Source organism: Streptomyces cyaneofuscatus (genome assembly GCF_000718135.1).
Lineage (GTDB): Bacteria > Actinomycetota > Actinomycetes > Streptomycetales > Streptomycetaceae > Streptomyces > Streptomyces cyaneofuscatus.
The window spans coordinates 95,621-121,804 of record NZ_JOEM01000006.1 but is presented as its reverse complement, the minus strand read 5'-3'; the positions used below and the strand labels follow the sequence as shown (position 1 = coordinate 121,804).

Genomic DNA, 26,184 nt, shown 5'->3' with positions numbered 1-26,184 from the left:
CCCGTCCGGTGCCCGTGTCCGCGAGGTGGGGGTCCTCTTGCCTGACCCATTGGTCTAGTCCAAACTGATCCGCGACGAAGCCTCCGGAGAGTCGGCCGCGCACGGCCCGAAAAGCCGCCGCAGGCCGTGATCGGCAAGGGGCGGTCATCGGACGAGGGGGATGCCATGTCAGAGAGGACGTCGGCCGCGGAGCTGTCCCGGGGAGGTCCGGCGGGCGAGCAGGGTGCCTTCGGTCTCCGGCTCCAGGCGTTCCGCAGGCGGGCCGGACTGAGCCAGGAGGCGGCCGCGTTACGGGCTGGGATCAGCACCCGGGCCCTCCGTGACATCGAGCGCGGCCGGGTCCAGCGGCCGCAGGCGCGCACCCTCCAACACCTGGCGGAAGTGCTGGAGTTGACCGGCAGTGAGCTGGCGGATCTGCTGGCCGTCACCCGTACCGGACCACCGCGCGGCGCCGCCCGACCGCGCCTGCTGATCCTCGGCCCGCTCGCCCTCCAGCGCGGCCGGGCGCCCGTCCCCGTCACCAGCCCCATGCTGCGCCGGCTCCTCGGGCTGCTGGCGCTCAAGCACCCCGAGCCCTCCACCCAGCGGGAGATCACCGACACCCTCTGGCCGTCCGGGCCGCCCAGCTCCCACCAGAGCCTGATCCACACCTACGTCAGCCAGGTCCGCCGCCTCCTCGACCCCGGCGGCCCCCGCACCGCCCCCGCCCCCACCGTCGTCCGCACGCCCACCGGCTACCTGCTCCAGGCGTCCCGGAGCCAGACCGACCTCGGCCACTTCGACGAGCTGCTGGCCCAGGCGGAGCGTCTGCACCGCGCGCCCGACCCGGGGGCCGCGTACGAGTCGCTGACGCAGGCGTTGCGGTGGTGGCGAGGCCCCGTCCTCGCGGACGCGGACCCGGTGCTGCGCCAGCATCCGGCCGCGGTCGTCGTCAACGAGCGGAGGGTCAAGGCGGTACTCCTGTACGCCGACACCGCGCTGCTGCTGCGCCGGCCCGAGGAGGCCGTCCCGGTCCTCTGGTCCATGGTCAACACCGAGCCCCTCCACGAGGGCCTGCACGCCCGGCTGATCCTCACCCTCGGCAGCTGCGGGGAGCAGGCGGCCGCGCTCAACGTCTTCAGCCGGCTGCGCGACCGGCTCGACAAGGAGCTGGGCATCGCGCCCAGCGCCGAGGTCCGCGATGCCCACCTGCGGGTGCTGCGCCAACAACTGCCCCGCGCACAGCACCCGGCCCGCCCCGCGCCCGCCGGCCGCGCCGCCCCGGCCGGCCCGCTCCCGGCGCAGCTGCCCGCCATGGCCGGCTCGTACGTCGGACGGCTGGGACAGATGCGGGACCTGGACGCCCTCGTCTCGCCCGACCCGGCCCGCCGCTCCCATGTGATGGCGGTGGTCGGCGCGCCCGGCGTCGGCAAGACCGCCCTCGCCAAGCACTGGGCGCACGCCCGGCGCGAACACTTCGCGGACGGGCAGCTCTTCGTCGACCTGCGCGGCCACTCCCCGCTGCCGGCGCTGCGGCCGGGCGACGTCCTGGCGCAGTTCCTCCGGGCCCTGGGCGCGACGCCCGGCCGGCTGCCCGCCGACGAGGACGAGGCCGCGGCGCTGTACCGCACGCTGCTCGCCGACCGGCAGATGCTGATCGTGCTGGACAACGCGCGCGACGCCGAGCAGGTCAGACCGCTCATCCCGGGCGCCCGGGGCTGCGCGGTGGTGATCACCAGCCGTAACCGGCTCGCGGGGCTCGTCGCGAGCGACGGCGCCCGCCAGCTCGCCCTGGACGTCCTCGACCCCGGCGAGGCCCGCCGGCTGCTGGGCAGCATCGTCGGCGAGTGCCGGGCCACGGCCGAGGAGGAGGCGGCCCGCCGGCTCGTACGGCTCTGCGGCGGCCTGCCGCTGGCCATCCGGATCGCCGGCGCCAATCTGGTGGCCCGCGACACGGGCATCGCCGGCTACTGCGCCGAACTGGCGGGCGGCGACCTGCTCAGCCGGCTGCGCGTCGAAGGGGACCGGCGCTCGACCGTGCGGGCCGCCTTCGACCTCTCCTACCTCGCGCTCCCGGCGGGGGCCCGGCGCATGTTCCGGCTCCTGGGCCTCATGCCGGGCCCGGACGTCTCGGTGAACGGCGCGGCGGCCCTGGCGGACACCACATCGGCCGCCGCGGCCGAGCTGCTGGTGACCCTGACGGACGCCCATCTGGTACGGGAACGGGCCGCCGGCCGCTTCGGGCTGCACGACCTCGTGCGCTCGTACGCCCGTGAGCTGGCCGGCACCGAGGAGGCGCACGCCGCACGGCAACGGCTCTTCGAGTGGTACCTCTACCACGCCGACGCGGCGGCCCGGCTGCTCTACCCGGTGGAGCCCGCGCCGGGCCCGTGCGCCGGGGCGGCGCCCTCGGCCGCGCTGGTCTTCTCGGACCACGGTGAGGCCTCGGAGTGGCTGGACAGCGAGCGGGAGAACCTGTCGGGGGCCGTCCCGCAGGCGGCCGGCGCGGGCTTCACCACTCTCGCCTGGCGGCTGGCGGAGAGCCTGCACGGCTTCCTCTCGGTGGGGATGTACACGGGCGAGTGCCTCAAGGTCGCGACCGCCGGCCTGTTCGCCGCCGTCGCGGACGGCGAGCCGCGCGCCCAGGCCGCCGCCCAGTTGCGGCGCGCCGAATGCCACTGGCTGCTGGCGGACCGGGCGCAGGCCTTGGAACTGCTCGGCAGTGCGCTGGAGCTCGCGCGGCAGGCCGGCTGGGCCGACGGTCAGGCGCTGGCGCTGCGCCGCATCGGCGCGGCCCACCGGGAGAGCGGTGCCGTCGGCCTGGGGCTGACCTGCTGAAGGCCGCGCCGCTCCGGCGGCAGGACAACTACTCCGGCAGTTGGACCGGTTCTGCCGGTTGACGTGAACCCATCGGTGGTGACCGGCAGAACTCCAGCTCAGCGCCCCCGTGCCGGGCCGGAACCGGGCCGCCGGGCGTTCCCCGGTCTCTGGTCCGGCTGTAGGAGACCGACCAGACCGGGACCGTACTGTGGCGGCACCGAATCACGCCGAACCGCACCGCCGAACCGCACCGCACCCGTACCGCACCGCACCCGTACTGCACCGCACCGCAAGGCCAGTCCCCGTGCCGACTCATGAGGTGACGCGTTGCCACAGCTCACGGTGGCATCGCCACCGCCCGTGCGAGGCGCGTTCCGGGCCCCTCTCCTTCGGCCAGGCCACCATCATCCGCGCGCTGAGAATGAGGTAACGATGCACTTCGTGGCACAGGCCCCGCAGCAAGGAGCTCAATGGGCGGCAGAGCTCCTCGAGTTCGCCGTCGCCTTCTACGAACGTGCCATAGACAGAGGTGAGTTCGACCCGTTGCGGATCGCCGAGGAGCTGGGCGCCCCGCCGCGGTACGCCGAGCACGCGGTCGGCGTGCTGCGCGAACTGCGGCTGGTCAAGCCGGCGGAGAGCAGGGCGGACCGGCTGGTGGCGGTCAGCCCGGAGGCGGCCCAGATGGAGCTGCTGGTCCCCCTGGAGCGGGAGATCCTCGACAGCCGTCACCGGCTCGCCGGATTCAAGGGGCAGTTGAGCGCCTTCGCGGCGGCGTTCGAGAGACAGTCCCGAACTCGCGCCGAACCGGTGGTGATCACCGGCGACCAGGACGAGATCGAGCTGCGGCTGCTGGAGGCCGCCCAGAGCTGCACCACCGAGGTCCTGGTCATGCAGCCCTGCGTGGCCCGCGAGACCCGCGAACTGCGGCTGGCCCGCCCGCTGGTGCTGGAGGCGCTGCGGCGCGGCGCGCACGGGCGGATCCTCTACCCCCACACCGCCCGCGGCGACTCGGGCACCCGCGCCCACCTCGGCGAACTCCTGCCCGCGGGCGGTCAGGTGCGCACCACCAAGGAGGTGAGCGACCGCTTCCTGGTCTTCGACCGGAAGACCGCCTTCATCCCGTCCGGCGAGGACGGCGAGATCGCCGTCGTCTACGAGAGTACGGTCGCGGCCTTCCTGGCCGGGCTGCACGCCCGTATCTGGGAGTCCGCCGTCGACTTCGACTCCGGCGCGGCCGGTTACGCCGGGACCATGGAGGAGCTGAAGGCCACCCTGCTCTCCCTGCTGGCCTCCGGCGCCAAGGACGAGGTCATCGCGCGCCGGGTCGGCATGTCCGAGCGGACGCTGCGCCGCCATGTCGCCACGATCATGCAGGACCTGTCCGCCAGCAGCCGCTTCCAGGCCGGCGTGCTGGCCGCCCGTACCGGCCTGGTCGACCTGGCCCTGAGGAGTGCCGCATGAGCCGCTTCAACCAACTCGCGCAGACCACGACGGTCCGTCAGGTGCAGCAGGAGATGGGCAGCGCCACGGCGGCCGGGCGGCGGCTGCGGGAGCAGGTGGAGGAGCCCGATCCGCTGGACGCGCGGTCGGCCGACTTCATCCGGAGCCTCGACGGCTTCCTGTTCGCCAGCGTGGGCGAGACCGGCTGGCCGTACATCCAGTTCAAGGGCGGGCCGCAGGGGTTCGTCCATGTGCTGGACCCGTACACGCTCGCCTTCCTGGACGTCCGGGGCAACCGGCAGTACGTCACCACCGGCAATGTGCGCGGCGACGACCGGGTCGCGCTCTTCTTCATCGACCACGCCCGGCAGGCCCGCCTCAAGGTGTTCGGCCACGCCACCGCCGTACCGGTCGACGAGAACCTCGCGCTCGCCGAGCGGCTGGAGTCGCCGCGTACCGAGGGCCGGGTCGAACAGATCATGACCGTCCGGGTCGAGGCGTACGCCTGGAACTGCCCCAACCACATCACGCCGCGCTTCAGCCAGCAGGAGGTCTCCGAGGCGCTGGCCCCGCTCCACGAGCGCCTCGCGCGGCTGGAGGAGGAGAACGCCGCCCTGCGCGCGGAACTCGCCGGCCGGCCGTAGCCGCCTCGGCCGTAGGCCCTGGCTGTAGGCCCCGGCTGTAGCCCCCGCCTTTCGCCGGCTGTCCGGAAACGGCAGCCGGATCCGGCCATCCAGCACCTCCGCGAGGGAAATCCCTGACCAGAACCGAACGGCCCACTGGCCGAAATCGGCAGCCGGTTCCGGGCATTGAGGAACTCCTGCCCGGATTCCTAATCTGGATTCAGCAACGAGCCCTCGAAGCGAACGGAGGAATCACTCGATGGTCAGCGAAGTGATCGACCGGAACGACCGGTTTCGGGGAATCCTGGACCGGCTCGCCACCAAGTCGATCGATGACTACTACAACCCCTACCGGCTCTTCGAGTGGCCGGAACAGCTCCCCGAGGACATGTGGTGGATGAGCCCCGAGCTCACCACCACCTACGGGACGGAATGGGCCGAGAAGCTCACTCCCGAGCAGCTCCACACGCTTTCCAAGCACGAGAGCATCAATTTCTACAGCCTCAATGTCCACGGTATCCGGGAACTGCTCGTCGAGGTGGTCAACCGGATCCACACCGCCGGTTTCGAAACGCCGTCGGAGTTCTTCCACCATTTCATCGGTGAGGAGAACGAGCACATGTGGTTCTTCGCCGAATTCTGCCTCCGCTACGGCAAGAAGATCTACCGGCAGCCCGCCGGCGGCGCGGAGACGGCCGCGCCCTCGGACAAGGTCCAGAGCCTGCTGGTCTTCGCCCGCATCCTGATCTTCGAGGAGCTGGTCGACCACTTCAACTCGGCGATGGCCGAGGACGAGCGGCTGCACGAGACGATCCGCGGCATCAACCGGATCCACCACCAGGACGAGTCCCGGCACATCGCCTTCGGCCGCGAACTGGTCAACCTGCTGCACCAGGACCTGAAGCGGACCGCCACCGAGCAGGAGCTGGACGAGGTCTCCACGTACCTCCGCCGCTACATGCGGCACAGCTTCGAATCCCTCTACCACCCCCAGGTCTACCGCGACGCCGGCATCGAGCGCCCGCACGAGCTGCGCCGGGCCCTGCTGGACTCGCCCGCCCGCGCCGAGGCCGAGCACCGCACCTTCCGTAAGACCGCCAAGTTCCTGGAGAAGACGGGACTCATCCGATGACGGTGACCGGACCGACCCGAGAGGCCGGAGCGACGCGACCGACCCGGCTGACCGGCAGCGACGGTGAGCAGGCCCTCGCCATCCTGGGCCCGCAGGCCACCGCGCTCGTCAAGGAGCTCGACCGGATCTTCACCGGCTGGGGCCTGGCGGACGGCGCCGAGGAGATCAGCGCCCCGCCGCTCTTCCCGGTGACCGACCTGGAGAAGTTCGACGTCTACACCAACTTCCCCCACCTCGCCTGGGTGGCCGGTTCGCTTGAACTGACCGATGATCAGTTCAGGCCAGTCAAGGGGAGGTTCGGCCCTGGAGCCGTCACCGAGGCGCGGTACGGGCTGCCGCACGCCACCTGCTACGGCGCGTACCTCTTCCACGAGGGCGGCCAGGTCGCCGACGACTTGCTGGTGACCCTGGTCAACCGCTGCTTCCGCAACGAGGACCACTACAGCGGGCTGCGCCGCCTCGCCAGCTTCCAGATGCGCGAGATCGTCGCGCTCGGCAGCTTCGACCACACCCAGGAGGTGCTGGCCCGCTTCACCGGACGCATCCAGGCCTTCGCCGCCGCGCTCGGCATCGAGCTGGGCCGGGAGGCGGCCGGCGACCCGTTCTTCCAGAACGACAGCGGGCGGGCCCTGATGCAGAAGCTCAGCCCGGTGAAGTACGAGTTCCAGTACGGCGACCTGGCGATCGCCTCGGTCAACACCCACCGCAACTTCTTCGGTGAGCGGTGCTCGATCCGGCTGGACTCCGGCGAGCACGCCTACACCTCCTGTGTCGCCTTCGGCCTGGAGCGCTGGCTCGCCGTGCTGACCGAGCACTTCGACGCGGACCTCGACGCCGCGCTCGGCGCCGTACGCGCGGCCGCGCCGGACGCTGTACGCGGCGCCGCGCCCACCGGCGTACGCACCGCCGCAGAAACGCCGTGAGCCAGCCCCTGATCGGCGTCGACCTCGTACCGCTCGCCCGGGTCGGCGAGCTGCTGGACCCCGGTGCCGGGCCGGTGCTCGGGCGGTTCCTCTCCGCCGACGAACTGGCCGCCTCCCGGACCCCCGACGGGGAGCCGGACCGGGCGGGGATCGCCGGACGGCTGGCCGCCAAGGAGGCCGTCTTCAAGCTCCTCGGGGCCGTCGGGCGGCCGGTCCCCTGGCAGGGCATCGAGGTCCTGCGCGGGCCCGGCGGCCGCCCGGGGGTCCGGCTGTCGGGTACGGCGGCCGAGTTGGCGCAGCACGCCGGACTCGGCCCGATCGACGTCAGCATCAGCCACGACGGCGGCTTCGCGATCGCCGTCGCGGCGGCCACCACCTCCCGCACATCACCGCTCGACCACCTCATCCCGCTGGATCAGTGACTTCGAAGGGAATGCCATGAGTTCCGCAGGTATCGACAAGGTCCGGGACTGGATCCTCGGCCGTCACCCCGAGCGCACCGAACTCGCCGCCGACGTCGACCTCATCGAGAGCCGGCTGGTCGACTCGCTCGCCTTCGTCGAGCTCGTCTACACCATCGAGGACGCGGCGGGCGTCGAGATCGACTTCGACACCATCGACATCGAGGACTTCCAGACCCTCGCCACCATCGAGAAGGCGTTCTTCGCCTGATCCCCAGGGTTCTTCCGATCCCGAGGAGGGGTCTTCACCATGGATGCAGTCTCGTACACCGCCCAGTGGATGGCCGCGGCCCGCGCGCAGGAGTCCGAGCGGGAGGACCCGCTCTTCGTCGACCCGCTCGCCCGTGACCTGGCCGCACCCCGGGGCTTCGAACTGATCGAGCGGTACGTCGGTGGCGGCGTGCTCCCCTTCATCTCGATCCGGACCCGGTTCCTGGACGACGCCATCAAGGAGATCGTCGCGGGGAGCGGAATCCAGCAGGTGGTGCTGATCGCGGCGGGCATGGACACCCGCGCGTTCCGGCTCGACTGGCCGGACGGCACCGAGCTCTACGAGGTCGACCACGCCCCGCTGATCGCCGAGAAGCGCCGCCGCCTCGACGCCCTGGGCGCCGAGCCGCGCACCGACCGGCGCGAGGTCTCCGCCGACCTGACGAAGGAGTGGCTGCCCGATCTGGAGGCCGCCGGGTTCGACCGCGGCCGGCCGACCCTGTGGGTCGCCGAGGGGCTCACCTTCTTCCTCACCGAGGAGCAGGCCGGCGGACTGCTGCGGCTGCTCGCCTCCGCCTCCGCCCCCGGCAGCCACCTGGCCTTCGACATGCTCGGGCGCGCCATGCTGCGCAGCCCGTTCTCCAAGCGCTTCCTGGACGCGCTCGCGGCCGACGACACGCCCTGGCTCTTCGGCACCGACGAGCCCGAGGAGTTCCTGACCGCGCACGGCTGGAAGACCACCGACCTGCGCGAGCCCGGGCAGCCCGGCGCGGGCGAGGGCCGCTGGCCGTACGAGGTCCAGCCGCGGGGGCGTCGCGGCGCCAACCGGCTGTGGCTGATCCGCGCCGAGGTCGTGACGGGCTGATGGGGCACGCGACCACCGACCGGCCCTCGACGGACGGCTCCCCGGCCCCGGAACGCCGGATCACGTTGGAGCGCATCGAGTCGTACGTGCCCGAGCGCAGCGTACGGATCGAGGAGCTGGGCGAGCGGCTGGGCCTGCACCGGGCCCAGCTCGGGGTGTTCCGCAAGTTCTACGGCCTGGACACCCTCCGCTTCGACCCCGAGCTCCCGCTGCTCGACCTGCTGCGGCCCGCCGCCCGCTCCGCCCTGGCCGCGCTGCCCGAGGGCGGCCGGGTCGGCTACCTGGCGTACGCGCACACCACCCAGGCGGTGGCCCCGCCCGACGTGGACATCGCCCAGGTGGTCGGGGAGGACCTCGGTCTCCCCGACGCCGAGGCCTTCGGTTTCAGTCACCAGGCGTGCGTCAGCAGTCTGGGCGCCATCGAGGTGCTCGGTGAACTGCTGCGTGCGGAGGGGGAGGAGGGCGCGTACGCCCTGATGGTCACCGGCGAACAGGCGTACTCGCCGATGGTCCAGCACATCCCCAACACCTCGATCATGGCCGATGCCGCGGCCTCCTGCCTGATCACCCTCGACGGCGAGGGCGACGTGGTGCGGTCCTTCGCCATCCGGACCCTCGGCGAGTACGCCCAGTGGCTGGAGCTGACCCCCGAGCAGAACACCGAGTTCGGGGAGCAGTACGGCCGGCGGATCGCCGACGTCATCCACGAGGCCCTGAAGGACGCCGGGTTGAGCCTCGACGAGGTCGACCTGGTGATCCCGCACAACGTCAACAAGCTGGCCTGGCGGCAGACCATCAAGGAGCTGGAGGTGGAGCCGGAGAAGGTGTTCCTGGACAACGTCCCGCGCTTCAGCCACACCTACGCCTCCGACGTCTTCGTCAACTACACCACCCTGCGGGACGCGGGCCGCCTGGTCGACGGCGCCCACTATCTGCTGGTCTCCGTCGGCCTGGGCGCCACCTTCGGCGCGATGGTGATCACCCACCGTGCGGGAGGCGGTGCCTGATGGAACGTCAGGAACTCGTGCTGACCATCGAGAGGGCGCTCAGCGAGGTGCTGGAGCGGCCGGTCAGCGGGCTCACGGAGAAGACCGCGCTCTTCGACGAGCTCCAGCTCACCTCCCTCGCCGTGCTGGGGATGCTGATGAGCGTCGAGGAGGCGACCGGGATCTCGGTCGACCCGGAGGGGCTCGACATCGACGACCTGCGGACCCTCGGGTCCTTCGCCGACTACGTCGAGGCCGCGATCCGCAAGGAAGAGATCCACAAGGAGGAGGGGACCTCATGAGCGGGCTCGTCGTCCGCGCCGCCGCATCGGTGCGCTCACCGCGGGGGCGGGTGCCGGAGGGCGTTCCGGCCGCCCTCGACTACTTCCGCGACCTGCTCACCCCTTTCGGGGAGAAGCCGGACGAGGAGCTGCTGAGCCGGGGGCCGCACGTCCACCACCGCGACCTCGTGGACCTGCTCGTCGCCGACGGGGGCGTCGGCCGGAGCCGGCCGGAGCTGGCGATCGTCGCCCACGCCCTCCCGGACGTGGTGCCGTTCACCGCCGTCGCCCCGCACCTGACGGAGCAACTCGGCGGCCGGGCGGTCAACTTCGCGATCGGCCAGCAAGGTCTGGCCGCGCCCTTCACCGCGCTGCGGATCGCCTCGGCGTACCACCGCTCGGGGCGGGCGGCGGAGGTGGTGATCGCGGTGCTGGAGCAGACGACCCTGCCGACGCCGTTCCCGCTGCCGCTCCCGCGCGAGACCTCACTGACCGACTCGGCGGCGGCCCTGGTCCTCGGGGCCTCCACCGGGGAGGGGCTGGGCTTCGTCCGCGCGCACGCGGCCGGTTCGGCGGCGGCCGCCCTGGGGCGCGAGCTCGGGGAGGACGGGACGCTGCTGGTCCTCGGGCCCTGGGTCACCGAGGACGTCCCGGACCACGGGGCGGTGCACCGGGTGGCCCCGGGCAGCTACTGCACCAGCCTCTGGCTGGAGCTGGCCGACCACTGGCAGGAGTGGCAGCGGGACTTCCGGCGGATCGTGCTGTGCGACACGGACCCGCGCTCCGGCCGCAGCCATGTGGCGCTCTTCGCCGCCACCGGCGGCTAGGGCGCCAGAAGACCGCAGAGAGCACTGCGGAGAGAACTACACACATCGGACCGAGCAAGGGAAGGGAAGGCGGGAACACGATGACGACGGCCGAGGACCGGACCATCAGGCTGGACTCCGCGAGAGCCGGGAGCGGCCCGGCGACCTGGGGGCAGCGGGCGATCTGGGGGGTCGTCTCCCGGCTCGGCGACGACGCCCCCCGCTACAACCTGCCGGTCGCGCTCCCGGTCTCCCCGCCCCGCCCGGTCCCTCGCGTGCTCGCGGACATCAAGGAGCTGCTCCTGCTCCACGACAGCCTGCACACCCGCTTCCTTCCCCAGGGGGAGGACGGTCTGGAGCAGGTGGTGGACGGCAGCGGTGAGCTGCCCGTCGAGCTCCGTACGAGCGCGCCCGAGCAGGTCCAGGAGGTGGGCGCCGCCCTGCTCGCGGAGCTGGGCGGGCGCGCCTTCGACCACACGCGGGAGTGGCCCCTGCGGGTCGGCCTGGTGGAGAGCGGGGGCCTGGTCCACCGGCTGGTGCTGGTCGGCGCGCACACCGGGATGGACTACTGGGGCCTCGGCCGGCTGCTCCGCGACCTGGAGTCGGTCCAGGCGGGGGCGACCGCCGCGTCGCTCCGCGCATCCCGCTCCGCCCTCCAGCCCCTGGAGGCCGCGGAGGTCCAGGCGTCCCCACTCGGCCGCCGCCGGGACGAGGCGGCCCGCCGCTACTGGACCGAGCAGCTGGCGGCCGGCCCCCGGCAGATCTTCCGGAACCCCGCCGCCCCCGAGCTCGCGGACGACCCGACCCGCCGCTTTCCGGGCGCCCTGCTGCGCTCGCCCGTGCTGGCGGTGGCCGTCGGGCGGGTGGCCGAGGAGCTGGGGGTGAGCGATGCCGCCGTGCTGCTGGGCGCGGTCTCCCACCAGCTGGCCCTGTCGTCGGGGAGCAGCGACGTAATCTTCCAGGTGGTGGTGGGCAACCGGTTCCAGCCGGCCGCCGCCGCGGTGGTCTCCACGGTGGCGCAGGAGGCCCTGTTCCGGCTCACCGACGCGGACCGGGACTTCGAGGACGCGGTGCGGCGGACGCGGTCGGTCGCGTTCAGCGCCTTCCGCCATGCCGCGTACGACAAGTGGGCGCTGGACCGCGAGGTGGCGGGCCTGGTCGAGAAGGAGGCGGCCGCCGACCACTCGTACTGGTGGAACGACACCCGCGACCCGGCCGTCACCCCGTTCGACACCGTGGAGCGGCCGGACGTCCCGCTGAGCGAGCTGACCGACCGGACCGAGCTGAGCTGGCCGACCGAGTTCCTGCCCCGCAGGAACGTCTCGATCGCGGTGGACGCGCTGACCGCCCCGGGCGCCCTGGACCTGGCGATGACCGCCGACCCGGCCGTCATCAGCCGTACGGGGATGGAGCAGTTCCTCCGGGGGGCCGAGCGGCACATCGTGGCCAGGGCGATCGCGCTGGAGGGCCGATGAGCAAGCGGTACGCGGGGATCGCCTGGACGGCGGCGGGCTACCGGGTCGAGGTCCTGGACGACGCGGGACGCCGGGTGGCCGAGCCGAGCAGCTGGAGCGGCGACCGGGTCGCCGAGCTCATCGGCTGGCTGGAGGGCTTCGGCGACGGTGAGGTTCCGGCCGTCGTCCTGGACAGCACCAACGGGCTGCTCGACGGCCCGATGACGGCGGCCGGGCTGGAGGTGTACCGGGCGGACCCCTGGCTGCTTCCGCCGCGCCCGGACTTTGGCTCCGTCACCGCCGTACAGCTCGCGGAGCAGGCCCGGACCGCGCCCGGCGCGCTGGCCAGGGTGACCGCCGAGGGCGGCACGCTGACCGGCCGCGCCGATGAGTACTTCGAGGGCGTCGAGCGCGGCGAACCGGCCCGGGCGGCGCTCACGGCGGCCGGGCGCTGCTTCGACCACGGCCGCCGGGACGACCCGCGGGTGGCGCTCACCTTCGACGACGGACCCGACCCGGTGTTCACCCGCCAGGTGGTGGAGATCCTGGGGCGGTACGGGGCCCGCGCGACGTTCTTCTGTGTCGGCCACCATGTCGCGGCGCTGCCCGACGAGGTACGCCAGATCGCCGCGGCCGGGCACGAGGTGGGCAACCACTCCTGGTCGCACCCGTTCCTGCCCGACCTGACGCCGGAGCAGTTGCGCGAGCAGCTCGACCGCACGGGGGAGGAGCTGGCCCGCGTGACGGGCGCGGCCCCGGCGTGGTTCCGGCCGCCGTACGGGGCCCTGACCCCCGAGGTGCTGGCCACCCTCGGCGGCTACCCGACCACCCTGACCATGTGGGACGTCGACGCCCGCGACTGGTCGAGGCCGGGGCCCGAGCAGATCGCCGCGACCGTCCTGGAGGGCGCCGGGCCGGGCTCGGTGGTGCTGATGCACGAGGGCGCCGGCGACCGCGCCCAGACCGTACAGGCCCTCCCGTCGATCATCGAGGGCCTGCTGGAGCGCGGCCTGCAGCTGGTCCCGGTGGGGGAGTTGGCGGCGACGCCCGACAGCACCTGAACACGCCCCTCCCCCACCACGAAGTCACCGATCAACGACCGAAGGATTTGAACGGCTATGGAAGAGCGCTTGGCAGAGCACGCCGCGGCGGAATCACCCCCGCCACCGCCGACGCCGCCCAAGGACGGACCCGGCGGGCCGAGCGGGTCCGGCGGGGGCCCGTCGGCGGGGGAGCCGGCGATCTGGTCCCGTAACTTCAAGTTCTACTTCGTCGGCCGCAGCGCGGGTCTGCTCAGCTGGGCCATGCTGCCGGTCGCCGTCGCCGCCGGTCTGCTCATCGACGGGTACGGCCTGGAGACCGCGGGCTACTCGATGGCCTTCCTGGTCGCCCCGTTCGCCGGCCTGGTGCTGTTCGGCGGGGTGCTGGCCGACCGGTTCACCGCCCGCCGGATGATGATCCTCGCCGACCTGGCCAACCTGGTCGCCCACGTCCTGCTGGCCCTCCTGTTCATCCACGGCATCGACCACCTCTGGCAGCTGTACTCGCTGCTGGTGGTCGCCGGTACCGCCAACGCGCTCTTCCAGCCCGGTGCCGCCTCCACCGTCCCGCTGGTCTCGCGGGACGTGCAGGGCGCCAACGGCATCCTGCGCACCTCGGAGGCGATCACCGGTCTCGGCGGCCCGGCGCTGGCCGGAACCCTGGTCGGGTTCGGCTCCACCGGCTGGGTGATGGTGATCTCCGCCGTCGCCTACGGGACCAGCGCGCTGTGCCTGTTCGTGCTCAAGCTCGGCGTGGTGCCCGCCCCGCCGGCCGGTGAGTCGATGTGGCACAACCTGGCGGTCGGCTGGCGGGAGTTCTGGTCCCGCAGCTGGCTCTGGGGCGTCATCGTGATCTGGATGTTCTACGCGGTGCTCGCCTGGGGCCCCCAACTCTCCCTGGCCGCCGGGGTCATCGTCCCCGAGCACGGCGCGCGCGCCTTCGGCCTGGTCAACGCCGCGCTGGGCGCCGGAACCATCATCGGCGGCCTGCTGGCCATCCGCTACAAGCCCGAACGGCCGCTCGCCGCAGGGGCCGTGGCGATGATGGCGTACCCGCTGTACCCGCTCGGCATCGTGCTCGGCTGGCCGGTCTGGATGCTCATCGCCGCCCAGGTCGCGGTCGGGACCGGCATCGGCATCTGGGGCGTCATGTGGTCGACCAGCGTGCAGACCCAGGTGCCCGGCGAGATGCTCAACCGCATCCACGCGTACGAGGTCGCGGGCTCCGTCGGCATGTACCCCATCGGCAGCGCGCTGGCCGGCCCGGCGGTCGGCCTGTTCTCCACGAAGACGGTGCTCATGGTGGGCGTCGTGGTCTCCTTCCTCACCGCCTCCGCGCTCCTCATCGCCCGCCCGATCCGCGAACTGCGCCGGGTGCCGGACCGGCTCTGAACACCGTCGGACCCGGGCCGCTCCGCCGGCGTACGGCTGCTGAAGGCGTGCACTACGTGGTCGGCCGGAGCGAGGAGGTGCTGGCCGCGCTGCCCGTCGCGGAGAGGGACCGGGCGGCGGCATCGCGGCTGCCGCCGTGGCGTGCGGAGGAGTACGCCGCTTCGCGGACGCTGCTGCGCGCCCTGCTGCGGGAGATCGGCGAGGACGTGTCGGGCGGGCCGGTCGCCGCCCACCCGAGCGGCCGGCCGTACCTGCCCGGCCGGCCGGATCTGGGCGTGAGCCTCTCGCACTCCTCCGGCCGGGTCGCGGCGGCGGTCGGCCGGGGCTGTGCGGTCGGCGTCGACGTGCAGGCCCCTTCCTACGTCTCCGACCGGCTGCTGGGACTGTGCTGTTCGCCGGCCGACGCGGAGGCGCTCGCGGGCATGCCGGAGGCCCGGCGCAGACGCGAGTTCGCCTGGATCTTCACGGTCCAGGAGGCGTGTGTGAAAGCCGTCGGGCGGGGACTCTCCGGCCGCCCGTGGAACGTGCCGGTGAACCTCGGCCAACAGGCGGGTGACTGGGGGCGGGTGAGCTGGTGCGCCCCGCGCGACGGGGAGCCGTTCCCGGTCGGCTGCGCCTGGAACGCGAGCCTGCCGACGACCAGTTGAGCCGTGCTGCCACCTGCCCCGGCCGCGCTGCCCGGCAGACAGGGCTTCTATCCTGAGCCGAGCGCGGGCGACCGCAGAGGTACGGGCCATCGGGGGATCGGGTCAGCATGAGCGGCGGCAGGGAACAGCACGACGGCGAGCGCTACACGGCCATGGAGGGCATACGCCCCCTCGTGGCCGGTGATCCGGAACGGATCGGGCCCTATCCGCTGCTCGGCCGGCTGGGGGCGGGCGGCATGGGCCGGGTCTATCTGGCCCGGTCGGCGGGGGGCCGTACGGTCGCGGTGAAGGTCGTCCACGAGGAGCACATCTCCAACGGGGAGTTCCGGGCCCGCTTCCGCCGCGAGATCGAGGCGGCCCGTTGCGTCGGCGGCCGCTACACCGCCCCCGTGCTGGACGCCGACGCCGATGCCGACCACCCGTGGGTGGCCACCGGCTATGTGCCCGGACCCTCCCTGGAACAGGCCGTACGGGAACACGGCCCGCTCCCCGCCGAGTCCGTACACGCCCTGGCCGAAGGGCTGTTGCGGGCGCTGCGCGGCATCCACGCCGCCGGAATCGTGCACCGCGACCTGAAGCCGTCCAACGTCCTGCTCACCGTCGACGGCCCCCGCGTCATCGACTTCGGCATCGCCCGCGCGCTCCAGGTCTCGGTCGAGTCGCTGCTGACGAGCACCGGCATGGTCATCGGCTCACCCGGCTTCATGGCGCCCGAGCAGATCCTCGGCGAGGAGACCGGTACGGGGGCGGACGTCTTCGCGCTCGGCTGCGTCCTGATGTACGCGGCCACGGGGCAGCTGCCGTTCGGGAACGGGGCGAGCAACCAGCACGCCGTGATGTACCGCATCGTCGAGTCCGCACCAGACCTCAGCCAGGTGGGGGACGCGGCATTGCGGGAGCTGATCGGGCGCTGCCTGACCAAGAAACCCGCCGAACGGCCGGGCGTGGGAGCGCTGTTGGCGGGCGCCGGTACGTCGGAGAGCCCGGGCGCCGCCCTGCGCGGCGGGGCGTGGCTGCCGCCGCAGCTCCTGGCCCGGCTGGCGCGGCAGGCGGCGGTGCTGCTGGACGCGGATGTGCCGGAGGCGGCTGAGGCTGTGCCCGTACCGGGGGCTGAAGCGGGGCCCGTACGCGTACCCGTGACGGAGGCGGAAGCGGCACCGGAACCCGCAACGGAGCCTGAAGCGGCACCGGAAGTGGCACCGGAACCGGCAGTGGCACCGGAACCGGCAGTGGCACCGGAACCGGCAGTGGCACCGGCACCGGCACCGGAGGCGGCGCCCGCTCCCGCACCGGACCCCGCTCCCGCACCTGCACCGGACCCCGCTCCCACTCCCGCACCGGAACCGACACCCGCCCCGGGAGCCACGCCACCGCCCGCCCTCGTCGTCTCGGCAGGCGAGCCCGGCGGAAAGGCCCCGCGCCGGCGTCGGCGTACCTGGGTCGTGGCGGCGGCGGTCCTCGCCGTGCTGGCCACCGGCTCCACCGTCGCCTTCCTCCAGCACGGCCCCGGCGCCCCCACGGACGCCCGCGACAGCGACGCGGCCGCGCCCTCCGGAACCGGCGACGGCCCCTCCACCGCACCCTCCGCAGGCCCCACCGGCAAGGACGGGAACGAGGAGAAGCCGAAGGACAAGGGCAAGGACGGCAAGGGCCAGGAGGAGGAGAAGGGCAAGGGCGGCGACGCAGGCGCAGGTGAGGCCGCCGGCTCCGGCTCCGGCGGAGCAGCCGTCCCCGGGGGCAGCGGCTCCGGATCAGGCGGCTCGGCGTCCTCCTCATCCGGTGGCAGTGGCGGCGGCACCCAGCCCGGCTCCGGCTCCTCCGACAACGGCGGCTCCGGTACGGGCTCCAGCTCCGGATCCAGCTCCGGATCCAGCTCGGGCTCCGGCTCCGGAACCGACCCGGAGCCGCCCGCCCCGGACCCCGACCCCCCGGCCGCGGACAACCGCGTACCGCAGCACTTCGTCGGGACCTGGTCCATCGCGTCGCAGTACGCCCTCCAGCCCCACACCGTGGTCATCCGCCGGGTCTCCCCGGGACAGGTGGCGGTGACCCTCGTCGCCGACGTACAGGGCACGGGGCACTGCGAGTACGCGGCGACACTGTCCTCCGTGACGAACGGCGGGAAGCGGATCAACGTGGGTACCGCCACCGTGGACAAGGCGCGTTCCACCGGGATGTGCCGCGACACCGACCCCTCGTTCTTCGCCGTCGACGGGTCCGGCATCCTGCACGACGTCGGCCCCGCCCACGGCAGCGGCTACCGCTACAACCGGGCCTGACACCGGCCGGCAAAGGCCGTTGGAGGCACTGAAGGGCGCCTCAGCCCGGCGCCTCGCCCGGGTACGCGGTCTCGAACGCCGAGTGGAACAGGGCCGTCACGTCCTGGGCCGTGAGCCCTTCCGTGCGTGCCTGGTCCATCCACGCGGTCAGGGACGCGCGGAGCGGCGAGTCGGGGCCGGACTGGGGCTGGGCGAGGGAACGGGTGATGAACGTGCCCGCCCCCTGCCGCACCTCGGCCAGCCCCGCCCGCTCCAGCTCGCGGTAGGCCTTGAGCGTGGTGTTCGGGTTGACCTTGGTCGTGGCGGCGACCTGGGCCGCGGTGGGCAGCCGGTCACCCTCCTCCAGGGCCCCCATGCGCAGCGCCTGCTCGACCTGGCGCACGATCTGGAGGTACGTCGCCACCCCGCTGCGCCGGTCGATGCGGAACACGACCACGGACTTCACCTTCCGCTCGTTTGCCGACACTTTACGTAGGGGATGCGCACGGCCCCTACAGCGGGCGGCGCGAGACCCGCCACAGGACGAACCCCGTGAGGAGCGCCGTCCCGGCGAGCAGGAGGCCTGCCGCGGTCCACTGCATCGCCGCCATCTGGTCGTAGTCGAGGTACTCGATGACGTCGTTGATGATCCCGTGCTCCTTGATGCACGCGTTCTGCGCCTTCTCGGTGGCCTCGGCGCAGGTGCCCCAGCCGAAGAGCTCCCCCTGCGCGTTGCCGACCCAGCGGTCGACCTCGTACGCCTCGTCGAAGCGGGCCGGGAGGTCGCTGTCCTTCGGGTACGTGAACATCTGGGTGGAGCCGAGCCGGATCCGGATCTCGTCCCAGACGTACGCGGAGACGGCGGTGAAGCCGAGCGCCACCGCCATGGCGGGCACCAGCCGGCGCAGCAGGACACCGATGGTGATGCCCGCGGCGGTCATGAAGAGCAGCAGCGCGGGCAGGACCGGCCCCGTGTTGTCGAAGATCGGACCCTCCACCCACTTGGTGAAGAAGAGGGAGCGGTGCGGCTGCCACCACCAGGTGAACGCGGCCGAGAGCATCAGGCCGCAGACCAGGGCGAGGGCGTAGGCGAAGCCCAGCTTGGCGGTCAGCCACTGGCGGCGGGTCACGGACTGGGTGGTGACCAGCTGCGCGGTGCCGCTCTCGCGGTCGCCCGCGATGAGGGGGGCTCCGACGAAGACGGCGAGAACCAGCGGAAGGGCGTTGAGGAGGGAGTGGACGTAGCTGTAACCGCGGCTGTCGTCGACCGCGTACCGGACCTCCTTCTCCGGCCAGCCGCGCGCGTCGAGGAGCTGGACCATCTCGTACCGCTGGTACACGATCCAGAGCGTGCCGAGCACGGCGATGCCGAGGACACAGGCCAGCGCGGTCCGGTGCTGGCGTACGACGAGCCAGGGCAGGCCGCGCAGCAGGCGGCGCCGGGGCCGGAGTGCGGCGGGGGTCTCGGTGAGGGTGGGGGTGGTGCTCATGCGGCCTGGGTCCCTTCGGCGTCGACGCGGGCGCCCTGGGTGTAGAGCGAGGGTGCGTCCGGGGAGCGGAGATGGGCGAGCAGGACTTCCTCCAGGGAGGGTTCGACGCTCTCCCAGTCGGCGGACAGCGGCCCCTTCGGCCGGATCATCGCCTGGAACTGCCGTCCCTGGACGCGGGATTCGACCACGGTGTGCCGGTCCAGCCCGGCCGGCAGGGCGCCGTCCCGGGTCACGCCCGTCACCAGGGTGTGGGCGGGTACGAGTGCGTCGGCGTCCCCGGCCATGCGGATCCGGCCCTCCGCGACGACCAGGAGGTAGTCGCACATGTCCTCCAGCTCGGTCAGCATGTGGGAGGACATCACCACCGTGGTGCCGCGCTCGACGGCCTCCGCCATCAGCAGCGTGCTCATCTCGTCGCGGGCCAGCGGGTCGAGGTCCGACATCGGCTCGTCGAGGAGCAGCAGGTCGGGGCGCTTGCCGAAGGCGAGCGCGAAGGCGACGCGGGTGCGCTGGCCGCCGGAGAGCGTGCCGATCCGGGCGTGCGCCGGCACGTTGCCGGAGCGCACGATCCGCTCGGCCGCCGCCGCGTCCCAGCCGGGGTTGAGCTCGGCGCCCATCCGCAGGGTGTCGGCCACGGTGAACCGCTTGAACAGCGGCTTCTCCTGGCCGAGGAAGGCGAACCTGGGCAACACGGCGGGGTCGTCGACGGGGGTGCCGAAGACCCGCAACTCGCCGGTGGTGCGCTGCACCTGACGGGTCGCCAGGCCCAGCAGGGTGCTCTTGCCGGCGCCGTTCGGTCCGACCAGTCCGCAGATGCGTCCGGCCGGGATGCGGAAGGAGCAGTCGCGCAGCGCCCAGCCGCGGAAGTAGCGCTTGCCCAGTCCGCGGGCTTCCAGGGCCCAGCTGCCCGCGGTTCCGTTCGGAGTGCTCGTGTCTGCCACGCGCCTCGCCTCGATTCCATTAGTCAATTAATGGAATCATGGTGTTCCGAGGGAATGCCTGTCAAGCGCATGCCGCTGCGTGTGCGTCGGGGGAGGGGGCGGCGGATGGAGCGGAAAGGGTTTCTCAGCCGCGCAGGTACGCCAGGACCGCCAGCACCCGGCGGTTGGTGTCGTCGGAGACGGAGAGGTCGAGCTTGGTGAGGATCGAGCCGAAGTGCTTGCTGACCGTTCCCTCGCCCACGGAGAGCGCGGCGGCGACGGCCGCGTTGGACCGGCCCTCCGCCATCAGGGCCAGCACCTCCTGCTCGCGGGCCGTCAGCCGGGCCAGCGGGTCGCGGCGGTGCCGGATCAGCTGCCGTACGACCTCGGGGTCGACCACCGTGTCCCCGCGCGCGACCCGGTCCAGCGCGCCGACGAACTCCTCGACATGGCCGATGCGCTCCTTGAGCAGGTAGCCCACCCCCGTACCGTCGCAGGAGTCGAGCAGGTCCTCGGCGTAGGCACGCTGGACGTACTGGCTGAGCACCAGGACCGGCAGCCCGGGCAGCCGTTCGCGCAGCTCGACCGCGGCCTGCAGGCCCTCGTCGGAGAAGCCCGGGGGCATCCGGACGTCGGTCACCACGATGTCCGGGCGGTGCTCCAGGACCGCCGCCGTCAGCTCGCCCGCGGTGCCCACCCCGGCGACGACGTGGTGGCCGAACCGCTCCAGGAGGCCGATGAGGCCCTCGCGCAGAAGCACGCTGTCCTCGGCCAGTACGACGCGCAGCATCAGGTCCTCGATCGGGCGGGCGGGCAGGGGACCTCCAGCCGGAACACCGTCGGTCCTCCGGGCGGACTGGACAGTAGCAGGGAGCCGCCGAGCACCGAGAGACGGTCGGCGACCCCTTGAAGGCCTGTACCGACGCGGGCCCCGCCGACTGTGCCTGTACTGCCACCGGCCCCGCCGTCCGCCGCCCCGGCCTCCCCGCCGTCCGCTGCCCCGGCCTCCCCGCCGTCCGCCGCCAGCCGCGCGCCCCCCTGCCCGTCGTCCTCGACCTCCACCGCCAGCCGCCCGAAGGCGACGCCGCCCCGCACGCTCGCCCGGGTCGCACCGCTGTGCTTCGCCACGTTCGCCAGGGCCTCGCTGATCGCGAAGTAGACCCCGCTCTCGACGGCTTCGAGCAGCCGGCCCGGCACGTCGAGCCGGACATCCACGGGTATGGGAGAGCGGTCCGCGATGTCCTCGACCGCCGCCGGGAGCCCCCGGTCGGTGAGGACCTGGGGATGGATGCCCCGGATCAGCTCCCGTATCTCCACCAGCGCGACATCGGCCTCCCCCTGCGCCTTGGCCAGCAGCCCGCCCAGCGGCTCGGCGGGACCCTCCAGCCGGGCCAGGCCCAGCGTCATGGAGAGCGCGACCAGCCGCTGCTGCGCCCCGTCGTGCAGGTCCCGCTCGATCCGCCGCCGCTCCGCCTCGAACGCGTCCACCAGCCGCATCCGGGACCGGTCCAGCTCCTGGAGACGGGAGTCGGCCCCGGACTCCGGTACGGAGAGGAGCTGCCGGGTCAGCACGGCGCGCCCCGCGGCCAGCGCGCCCAGCGGGTACGCCAGCACCGGCAGCAGCAGCACCCCGGCCGCCAGCACGGCGAACGCCTCCGGGTAGGAGTCGGCGATCCAGAGCTTGAGGACCTTCGCCTCCCCGTCGCCGCCCGCCGCCATCACGGCCGGCGTGGTCATCAGCCCGCCGCAGACTAGGAGCATCGCCCCGACGGCCAAGGCCTCCAGCGGCCACAGGACCGTCGCGAAGAGGAGTGCGTACCCCAACTCCCGCCAGGTGGAACGCTCCTGGAGACGGGTGCGCAGCCAGGCGGCGAGCCCCGTGCCCGGCGGTTCGCGGTGCGGGTCCGCGAGCGGGGTGCTGTCGACCAGCCGCAGCCTGCGCCGCTCCAGCGAGGCCAGCGGTATACCGGAGAGGGCCAGGACGAGCAGCAGCGGCAGCCCGACCAGGACCACCGCGAGCGCGCTGCCCGCGACGGCCAGCAGCACCAGCGTGAGCAGCGTGGCGGCACCGAGCGGCACACTGGTCAGCAGATAGAGCGCGGCGCGCCACGGGCGGGCGCTGATCACGTAGTCACGCCGCCGGAGCGGTCGCCAGAGGCCCGATGAGTGCATGCCGGACGGGCGCATGCCGGGCGAGTGCATGCCGGATGAATGCATGCCGGAAACGCTACGAGACGCCACCGCCCGCCGACCATCCCCTCCGCCCCCCTTCTGACCTGCCGGTATCCGTAGGCCGGGGGTGGAGGTAGCTCCACCATCAGGACACCAGCCCGCTGTGATGTGCCGCCCGCCCGGCCCGAGTTGACTGGACGGCATGAACGAATCAGCCGTCCGGCTCCGCTCCGTCACCCGCTCCTACGGCCGCGCAGGCGGCGAGGTGAAAGCCCTCGACAAGGTCGATCTGGACATCCCCCGGTCCACCTTCACCGCCGTCATGGGCCCGTCCGGCTCCGGCAAGTCGACCCTCCTCCACTGCACGGCCGGCCTCGACCGGCCCACCGCCGGCCAGGTGTTCCTGGGCGACACCGAGCTGACCGGGCTCAGCGAGAAGCGGCTGACCCGGCTGCGCAGGGGGCGGATCGGCTTCGTCTTCCAGGCCTTCAACCTGCTGCCCTCCCTGACCGCCGCACAGAACGTGGCCCTGCCGCTGCGGCTGGCGGGCCGCAGACCGGACCGGGCCCAGGTGCTGGAGGCGCTGGAGCAGGTGGGGCTGCGGGAGAGGGCCCGGCACCGGCCCGGCGAACTCTCCGGCGGCCAGCAGCAACGGGTGGCCCTGGCCCGCGCCCTGGTGACCCGGCCCGAGGTGCTCTTCGGCGACGAGCCGACCGGCGCCCTGGACTCCACGACCGGGCGCGGGGTGCTCGGGCTGCTCCGCTCGATGGTGGACGACGGCCGGACCGTGATCATGGTGACGCACGACCCGGTCGCGGCGTCCTTCGCCGACCGGGTGCTGGTCCTGGCGGACGGCCGGATCGTCGACGAGCTGTACGCGCCGTCGGCGGAGCAGGTGGCCGCCCGGATGGCCCGCGCCGACCGGACCGTGCGGGCATCGCCCGCTCCGGTGCGTGCGGAGGCTGCGGCGGGTGCGGAGGCTCCGGTGCGTGCGGAGGTGGCCCCGTGCTGATGCTCGCCCTGCACGGCGTACGGACCCGGTGGGTCACCTTCGTCGGCTCCTTCGTGGCCCTCGCCCTGGGCGTCGGCCTGATCGCCGCCACCGGACTGGCCCTCGCGGCCACCTTCAGCGCCCCGGACAAGGGCCCCCAACGGTTCGCCGCCGCCCCTGTCGTGGTCCGGGCCGACGACCAGCTGCGCGTCCGCACGGCGAACGGTGTCCGCACCCGGCCGCTCGCCCGGACCGCCCCGGTGCCGCCCGCGCTCGTCACCGAACTGGCCGCCCTCGGCAGGACGGTGGAGGACCGGGCCTTCCCGGTGGACCTGGCCGCCACCGGCCGGGACGGCGATCCGAGGAGTCAGGGCAGTGCGTCGAGGGCTCAGGGCAGCGGGCCGAGGACCCAGGGCGTCGAGCCGAGGACCGGCCACCCGTGGTCGGTCGCCGCGGCCGCCCCGTACCGGCTGACGAGCGGCCGCTCCCCGGCCGCCCCGGGCGAGGCCGTCGTCACCGCGGGGCCGGGCAGCCACCTCCGTACCGGCGACCGGGTCCGGGCCACCACGCCCGCAGGCGCCACCACCCTGACCGTGGTCGGCACCGTGGCGGACCGGGGCTTCGAGAGCGCCGTGTTCCTCGGCGACGAGGAGGCGGCCAGGATCTCCCCGGCCGTCGACGCCCTGGTGGTGCACGCCGACGCCACCGCCGTACGGGACGTGGTGGCCCGTGCGGGCGGCGGCATGGACGTCCTCACCGGCGACGGGAGACGCCGCGCCGACCCGGGCCCGGACCACGACGCGGAGGCCCTCGTCTCGGTCAACGCCCTGCTGGGGACCGCGGCGGGTATCACGCTGTTCGTCTCGGTCTCCGTGGTGGCCTCGACGTTCTCGTTCGCCGTCGCCCAGCGCAGGCGCGAGTTCGGGCTGCTGCGCACGGCGGGCGCCACGCCCGGCCAGATCCGGTGGACCGTCGTCGCCGAAGCGGCGGTCGTCGGGGTCCTCGCCTCCGCTACGGGGTGGTGGCTAGGGGCCACCGGGGCTCCCCTGCTGGCCGCCCGGCTGGTCGACGCGGGCCTGGCCCCGGCGTGGTTCGCGATCGGGGAACAGACCTGGCCGCTGCACATCGCGTTCTGGACCGGGGTGGGCGTCGCGACGGCCGGGGCGCTCGCCGCCTCCTTCCGGGCCGGGCGGACCGCCCCGACCGAGGTGCTGCGCGAGGCGGCCGTCGACAGCCGGACCATGCCGGTGAGCCGCTGGATCCTGGCCGCCCTCGTGCTGCTGACCGGCGCGGGGCTGCTGGTCACGGCGCTGGTGCTCGACCCCGGCGACGCCCTGGGGCGCAAGGCCTACATCACCCGGCCGCTGCTGCTCATCGTCGGCGTCGCCCTCCTCGCGCCGGTGCTCGCCGGGCCGTTGGTCCGGGCGCTGACCTGGCTGCCCGCCCGGCTGCCCGGCGCCACCGGCGTACTCGCCCGGGAGAACGCCTCCGCCGGGGTGCGCCGCACCGCCGCCGTCGCCGCCCCCGTCGTCATCACCGTCGCCCTCACCGCCTCGCTGCTGGGCACGGTGGCCACCCTCGCCGAGGCGAAGGCCACCGAGGTGCGCACCGCCACGACCGCCGACCTCGTGGTCGTCCCGGGAGCCGAGGGCCGCACGCTCCCGCCGTTCTTCGTCGAGCGGGTCCGGGCCGTCGAAGGCGCCGTGGCCGGCGTCTCACGGCCCACCGCCGTCACCGTGCTCGAAGAGGGCACCGCCCTGGTCACCTCCGAGGCCCGCGCGGTCGACCCCGCCCGCCTCACCGCCGTCGCCGCGCCGCCCGTGGTGGCCGGGCGCCTCACCGACCTCGACGACGACAGCATCGTCGTCAACGAGGAGTGGCTGACCACGACGGTCGGCGAACGGGTCACCGTCTGGCTCGGCGACGGCCGCGAGGTGTCCCTGCGCATCGCCGCCGTCCTCGCCACCGGCACCGGCGGCAACGGCGTCTACGTCACCGCCCGCAACGCCGGAGGGGCCGGGGCCGACCGTATCGACGTGGCGGTCGCGGAGGCCGCCGACCCCGGCGCTGTCGCCGCCGCACTGCGTACGGCCGCCGAGGCGGAGGGCACCGGCATACGGGTGCTGACCGGGGCGGAGTGGGCCGCGGCTGCCGCCCCCGGGACGAGCGACAGCACCCGTGCCGGACTGTGGCTCATCCTCTCCATGGCCCTCCTCTGTACGGGGATCGCCCTGGCCAACACGCTGGTGACGGCCACCACCGACCGGGTCCGCGACCTCGCGGTGCTCCGCCTCACCGGGGCCTCCGTCCCGCAGGTGTTGCGGCTCGTCACGGCGGAGGCCGTGGCCGTGGTGACCGTCGGGGCGGTGATCGGCGCCGGGGTCGCCGCCGTGAACCTGGCGGGGGTGTGGGGAGCGCTGGCGCTGCTGGGCGTCCGGTCGGGGGTCGTCGTTCCGTGGGGGACGACCGGAGCCGTCATCGCGGCCGCGGCCGTCGTGGCGGCCGTGTCCGCCGTGGTGCCCGCCGCGTTCGCGCTGCGCACCCGGCCGGTCGAACTGGCGGGGATGCGCGAGTAGTTCTCCGTACGGGAATCAGTTCCGCTACCGCGAAGGCGCGCAGCCCAGCACCATCTTCACCGCCGCGTCCAGGCAGCCGCGTTCGGGCGCCGTCAGGAACGGGTTCTCCCGCTGGCGGGCCCGGGCGCGGGCCAGGTCGTCGGCGTCGGTGCCGCCGTCGCCGGCCAGCTCCGCCAACAGGGAAGTCAGCAGCGTACGGGCCCCGGCCTCCGGCGCCGGGAACTCCGGGTCGAGCGCCACCCGGGCCAAGGTCAGCGCCGACATCGCCCGGTCGAGGCCGGGCGGGCCCTCCGTGGCGGTGGACCAGTCGATCACCACAGGACCCTGGTCCGTCAGCATCACGTTCTCCGGGTGCAGGTCGAGGTGGAGGATGCAGTCCTGCGGATCGGCCGAGACACGGGGCGGGATGGCGTGCAGTTCGCGCAGCAGCCGGGCCAGCAGTACGCCCCCCTCGGCGGCGCCCAGGGTCCCCGCCAGCAGGGCCTCGGACATGGTCGGGCCGGTCAGCCGCTGGAGCACCAGATCCGTGGGGCGGGCCCCGTCGGCGGGCGGGCCGATGCGCGGCACCGGGTACCCGAAGGCGCGGACGTACGACATCACGGCCAGCTCCTCCGTGGTGTCGGAGCGGTCGCGGTAGCGGCGAAGGACCCAGGAGCCGTCGAGTTCGTACACGTCGGCGGTGCGTCCCGAGCCCAGAAGTTGCCCTGTGTGCATGGGG

General features: G+C 73.4%; 24 protein-coding genes. 18 read left to right on the top strand and 6 right to left on the bottom strand.

The window, feature by feature from the left end; translation table 11 throughout:
* The first annotated feature begins 165 nt into the window (after positions 1-165).
* The 16 genes from IF17_RS0111915 to IF17_RS0111840 all read left to right on the top strand — a co-directional run bounded on the left by IF17_RS0111915 (position 166) and on the right by IF17_RS0111840 (position 17,338).
* Entirely contained in the window at positions 166-2,817 is a 2,652-nt protein-coding gene (locus tag IF17_RS0111915; protein WP_051883963.1) for a BTAD domain-containing putative transcriptional regulator, read from the top strand.
* A 414-nt stretch (positions 2,818-3,231) separates the two neighbouring features.
* Positions 3,232-4,260, top strand: a complete 1,029-nt coding sequence (locus tag IF17_RS0111910; protein WP_030564956.1) for a LuxR C-terminal-related transcriptional regulator — start codon at positions 3,232-3,234, stop codon at positions 4,258-4,260.
* A complete protein-coding gene (locus IF17_RS0111905; RefSeq protein WP_030564954.1) occupies positions 4,257-4,883 on the top strand; it encodes a pyridoxamine 5'-phosphate oxidase family protein in 627 nt (208 codons plus the stop codon). The genes IF17_RS0111910 and IF17_RS0111905 overlap by 4 nt, the downstream gene beginning before the upstream one ends.
* A gap of 238 nt (positions 4,884-5,121) precedes the next feature.
* Positions 5,122-5,994: a diiron oxygenase gene (locus tag IF17_RS0111900; RefSeq protein ID WP_030564952.1), complete on the top strand. Its 873-nt coding sequence runs from the start codon at positions 5,122-5,124 to the stop codon at positions 5,992-5,994.
* Positions 5,991-6,917, top strand: coding sequence for a class-II aminoacyl-tRNA synthetase family protein (locus IF17_RS0111895; RefSeq protein WP_030564951.1), 927 nt, complete (start codon positions 5,991-5,993; stop codon positions 6,915-6,917). The genes IF17_RS0111900 and IF17_RS0111895 overlap by 4 nt, the downstream gene beginning before the upstream one ends.
* Positions 6,914-7,339 (top strand): holo-ACP synthase, encoded by a 426-nt coding sequence (locus tag IF17_RS0111890; RefSeq protein WP_030564949.1) that lies wholly within the window; start codon positions 6,914-6,916, stop codon positions 7,337-7,339. Before IF17_RS0111895 ends, IF17_RS0111890 begins: the two co-directional genes overlap by 4 nt.
* Positions 7,340-7,355: 16 nt before the next feature.
* The gene (locus IF17_RS0111885; RefSeq protein ID WP_018514263.1) at positions 7,356-7,589 is read left to right on the top strand and encodes a phosphopantetheine-binding protein; all 234 of its coding nucleotides are present in this window, start codon (positions 7,356-7,358) and stop codon (positions 7,587-7,589) included.
* A gap of 39 nt (positions 7,590-7,628) precedes the next feature.
* A complete protein-coding gene (locus IF17_RS0111880) occupies positions 7,629-8,453 on the top strand; it encodes a class I SAM-dependent methyltransferase (protein ID WP_030564947.1) in 825 nt (274 codons plus the stop codon).
* Entirely contained in the window at positions 8,453-9,460 is a 1,008-nt protein-coding gene (locus tag IF17_RS0111875; RefSeq protein ID WP_179115505.1) for a 3-oxoacyl-[acyl-carrier-protein] synthase III C-terminal domain-containing protein, read from the top strand. The genes IF17_RS0111880 and IF17_RS0111875 overlap by 1 nt, the downstream gene beginning before the upstream one ends.
* Positions 9,460-9,741, top strand: coding sequence for an acyl carrier protein (locus IF17_RS0111870; protein WP_030564943.1), 282 nt, complete (start codon positions 9,460-9,462; stop codon positions 9,739-9,741). The genes IF17_RS0111875 and IF17_RS0111870 overlap by 1 nt, the downstream gene beginning before the upstream one ends.
* A complete protein-coding gene (locus tag IF17_RS0111865) occupies positions 9,738-10,547 on the top strand; it encodes a hypothetical protein (RefSeq protein ID WP_030564941.1) in 810 nt (269 codons plus the stop codon). The genes IF17_RS0111870 and IF17_RS0111865 overlap by 4 nt, the downstream gene beginning before the upstream one ends.
* A gap of 80 nt (positions 10,548-10,627) precedes the next feature.
* Positions 10,628-12,001, top strand: a complete 1,374-nt coding sequence (locus IF17_RS0111860; RefSeq protein ID WP_030564940.1) for a condensation domain-containing protein — start codon at positions 10,628-10,630, stop codon at positions 11,999-12,001.
* Positions 11,998-13,041 (top strand): polysaccharide deacetylase family protein, encoded by a 1,044-nt coding sequence (locus IF17_RS0111855; protein WP_030564938.1) that lies wholly within the window; start codon positions 11,998-12,000, stop codon positions 13,039-13,041. The genes IF17_RS0111860 and IF17_RS0111855 overlap by 4 nt, the downstream gene beginning before the upstream one ends.
* A 69-nt stretch (positions 13,042-13,110) precedes the next feature.
* Entirely contained in the window at positions 13,111-14,412 is a 1,302-nt protein-coding gene (locus IF17_RS0111850) for an MFS transporter (protein WP_237667098.1), read from the top strand.
* A 47-nt stretch (positions 14,413-14,459) separates the two neighbouring features.
* A complete protein-coding gene (locus tag IF17_RS0111845; protein WP_051883962.1) occupies positions 14,460-15,059 on the top strand; it encodes a 4'-phosphopantetheinyl transferase family protein in 600 nt (199 codons plus the stop codon).
* A gap of 107 nt (positions 15,060-15,166) precedes the next feature.
* Entirely contained in the window at positions 15,167-17,338 is a 2,172-nt protein-coding gene (locus tag IF17_RS0111840; RefSeq protein ID WP_030564932.1) for a serine/threonine-protein kinase, read from the top strand.
* Positions 17,339-17,378: 40 nt separating this feature from the next.
* Here the strand turns inward: IF17_RS0111840 and IF17_RS0111835 are convergent, their stop codons facing one another.
* The 5 genes from IF17_RS0111835 to IF17_RS0111815 all read right to left on the bottom strand — a co-directional run bounded on the left by IF17_RS0111835 (position 17,379) and on the right by IF17_RS0111815 (position 21,899).
* Complete coding sequence (locus tag IF17_RS0111835; protein WP_030564930.1) at positions 17,379-17,783, bottom strand: GntR family transcriptional regulator; 405 nt, start codon at positions 17,781-17,783, stop codon at positions 17,379-17,381.
* A gap of 46 nt (positions 17,784-17,829) precedes the next feature.
* Complete coding sequence (locus IF17_RS0111830) at positions 17,830-18,807, bottom strand: ABC transporter permease subunit (protein ID WP_030564928.1); 978 nt, start codon at positions 18,805-18,807, stop codon at positions 17,830-17,832.
* On the bottom strand, positions 18,804-19,748 hold the full coding sequence (locus IF17_RS0111825) for an ABC transporter ATP-binding protein (RefSeq protein ID WP_030564927.1): 945 nt from the start codon (positions 19,746-19,748) through the stop codon (positions 18,804-18,806). Before IF17_RS0111825 ends, IF17_RS0111830 begins: the two co-directional genes overlap by 4 nt.
* A gap of 124 nt (positions 19,749-19,872) precedes the next feature.
* Positions 19,873-20,517 carry a response regulator gene (locus IF17_RS0111820; RefSeq protein WP_030564925.1) on the bottom strand — a complete coding sequence of 215 codons (645 nt, stop codon included), beginning with the start codon at positions 20,515-20,517 and terminating at the stop codon, positions 19,873-19,875.
* Positions 20,517-21,899 (bottom strand): sensor histidine kinase, encoded by a 1,383-nt coding sequence (locus tag IF17_RS0111815; protein ID WP_030564923.1) that lies wholly within the window; start codon positions 21,897-21,899, stop codon positions 20,517-20,519. Before IF17_RS0111815 ends, IF17_RS0111820 begins: the two co-directional genes overlap by 1 nt.
* A 202-nt stretch (positions 21,900-22,101) precedes the next feature.
* On the opposite strand from IF17_RS0111815, the gene IF17_RS0111810 reads away from it, so the two are divergent.
* Entirely contained in the window at positions 22,102-22,911 is an 810-nt protein-coding gene (locus IF17_RS0111810; protein ID WP_030564921.1) for an ABC transporter ATP-binding protein, read from the top strand.
* On the top strand, positions 22,905-25,466 hold the full coding sequence (locus tag IF17_RS0111805; RefSeq protein WP_030564920.1) for an FtsX-like permease family protein: 2,562 nt from the start codon (positions 22,905-22,907) through the stop codon (positions 25,464-25,466). The genes IF17_RS0111810 and IF17_RS0111805 overlap by 7 nt, the downstream gene beginning before the upstream one ends.
* 24 nt (positions 25,467-25,490) lie before the next feature.
* On the opposite strand, the gene IF17_RS0111800 is transcribed toward IF17_RS0111805, so the two are convergent.
* Positions 25,491-26,180 (bottom strand): phosphotransferase, encoded by a 690-nt coding sequence (locus tag IF17_RS0111800; RefSeq protein WP_030564918.1) that lies wholly within the window; start codon positions 26,178-26,180, stop codon positions 25,491-25,493.
* Between the last annotated feature and the right edge of the window lie 4 nt (positions 26,181-26,184).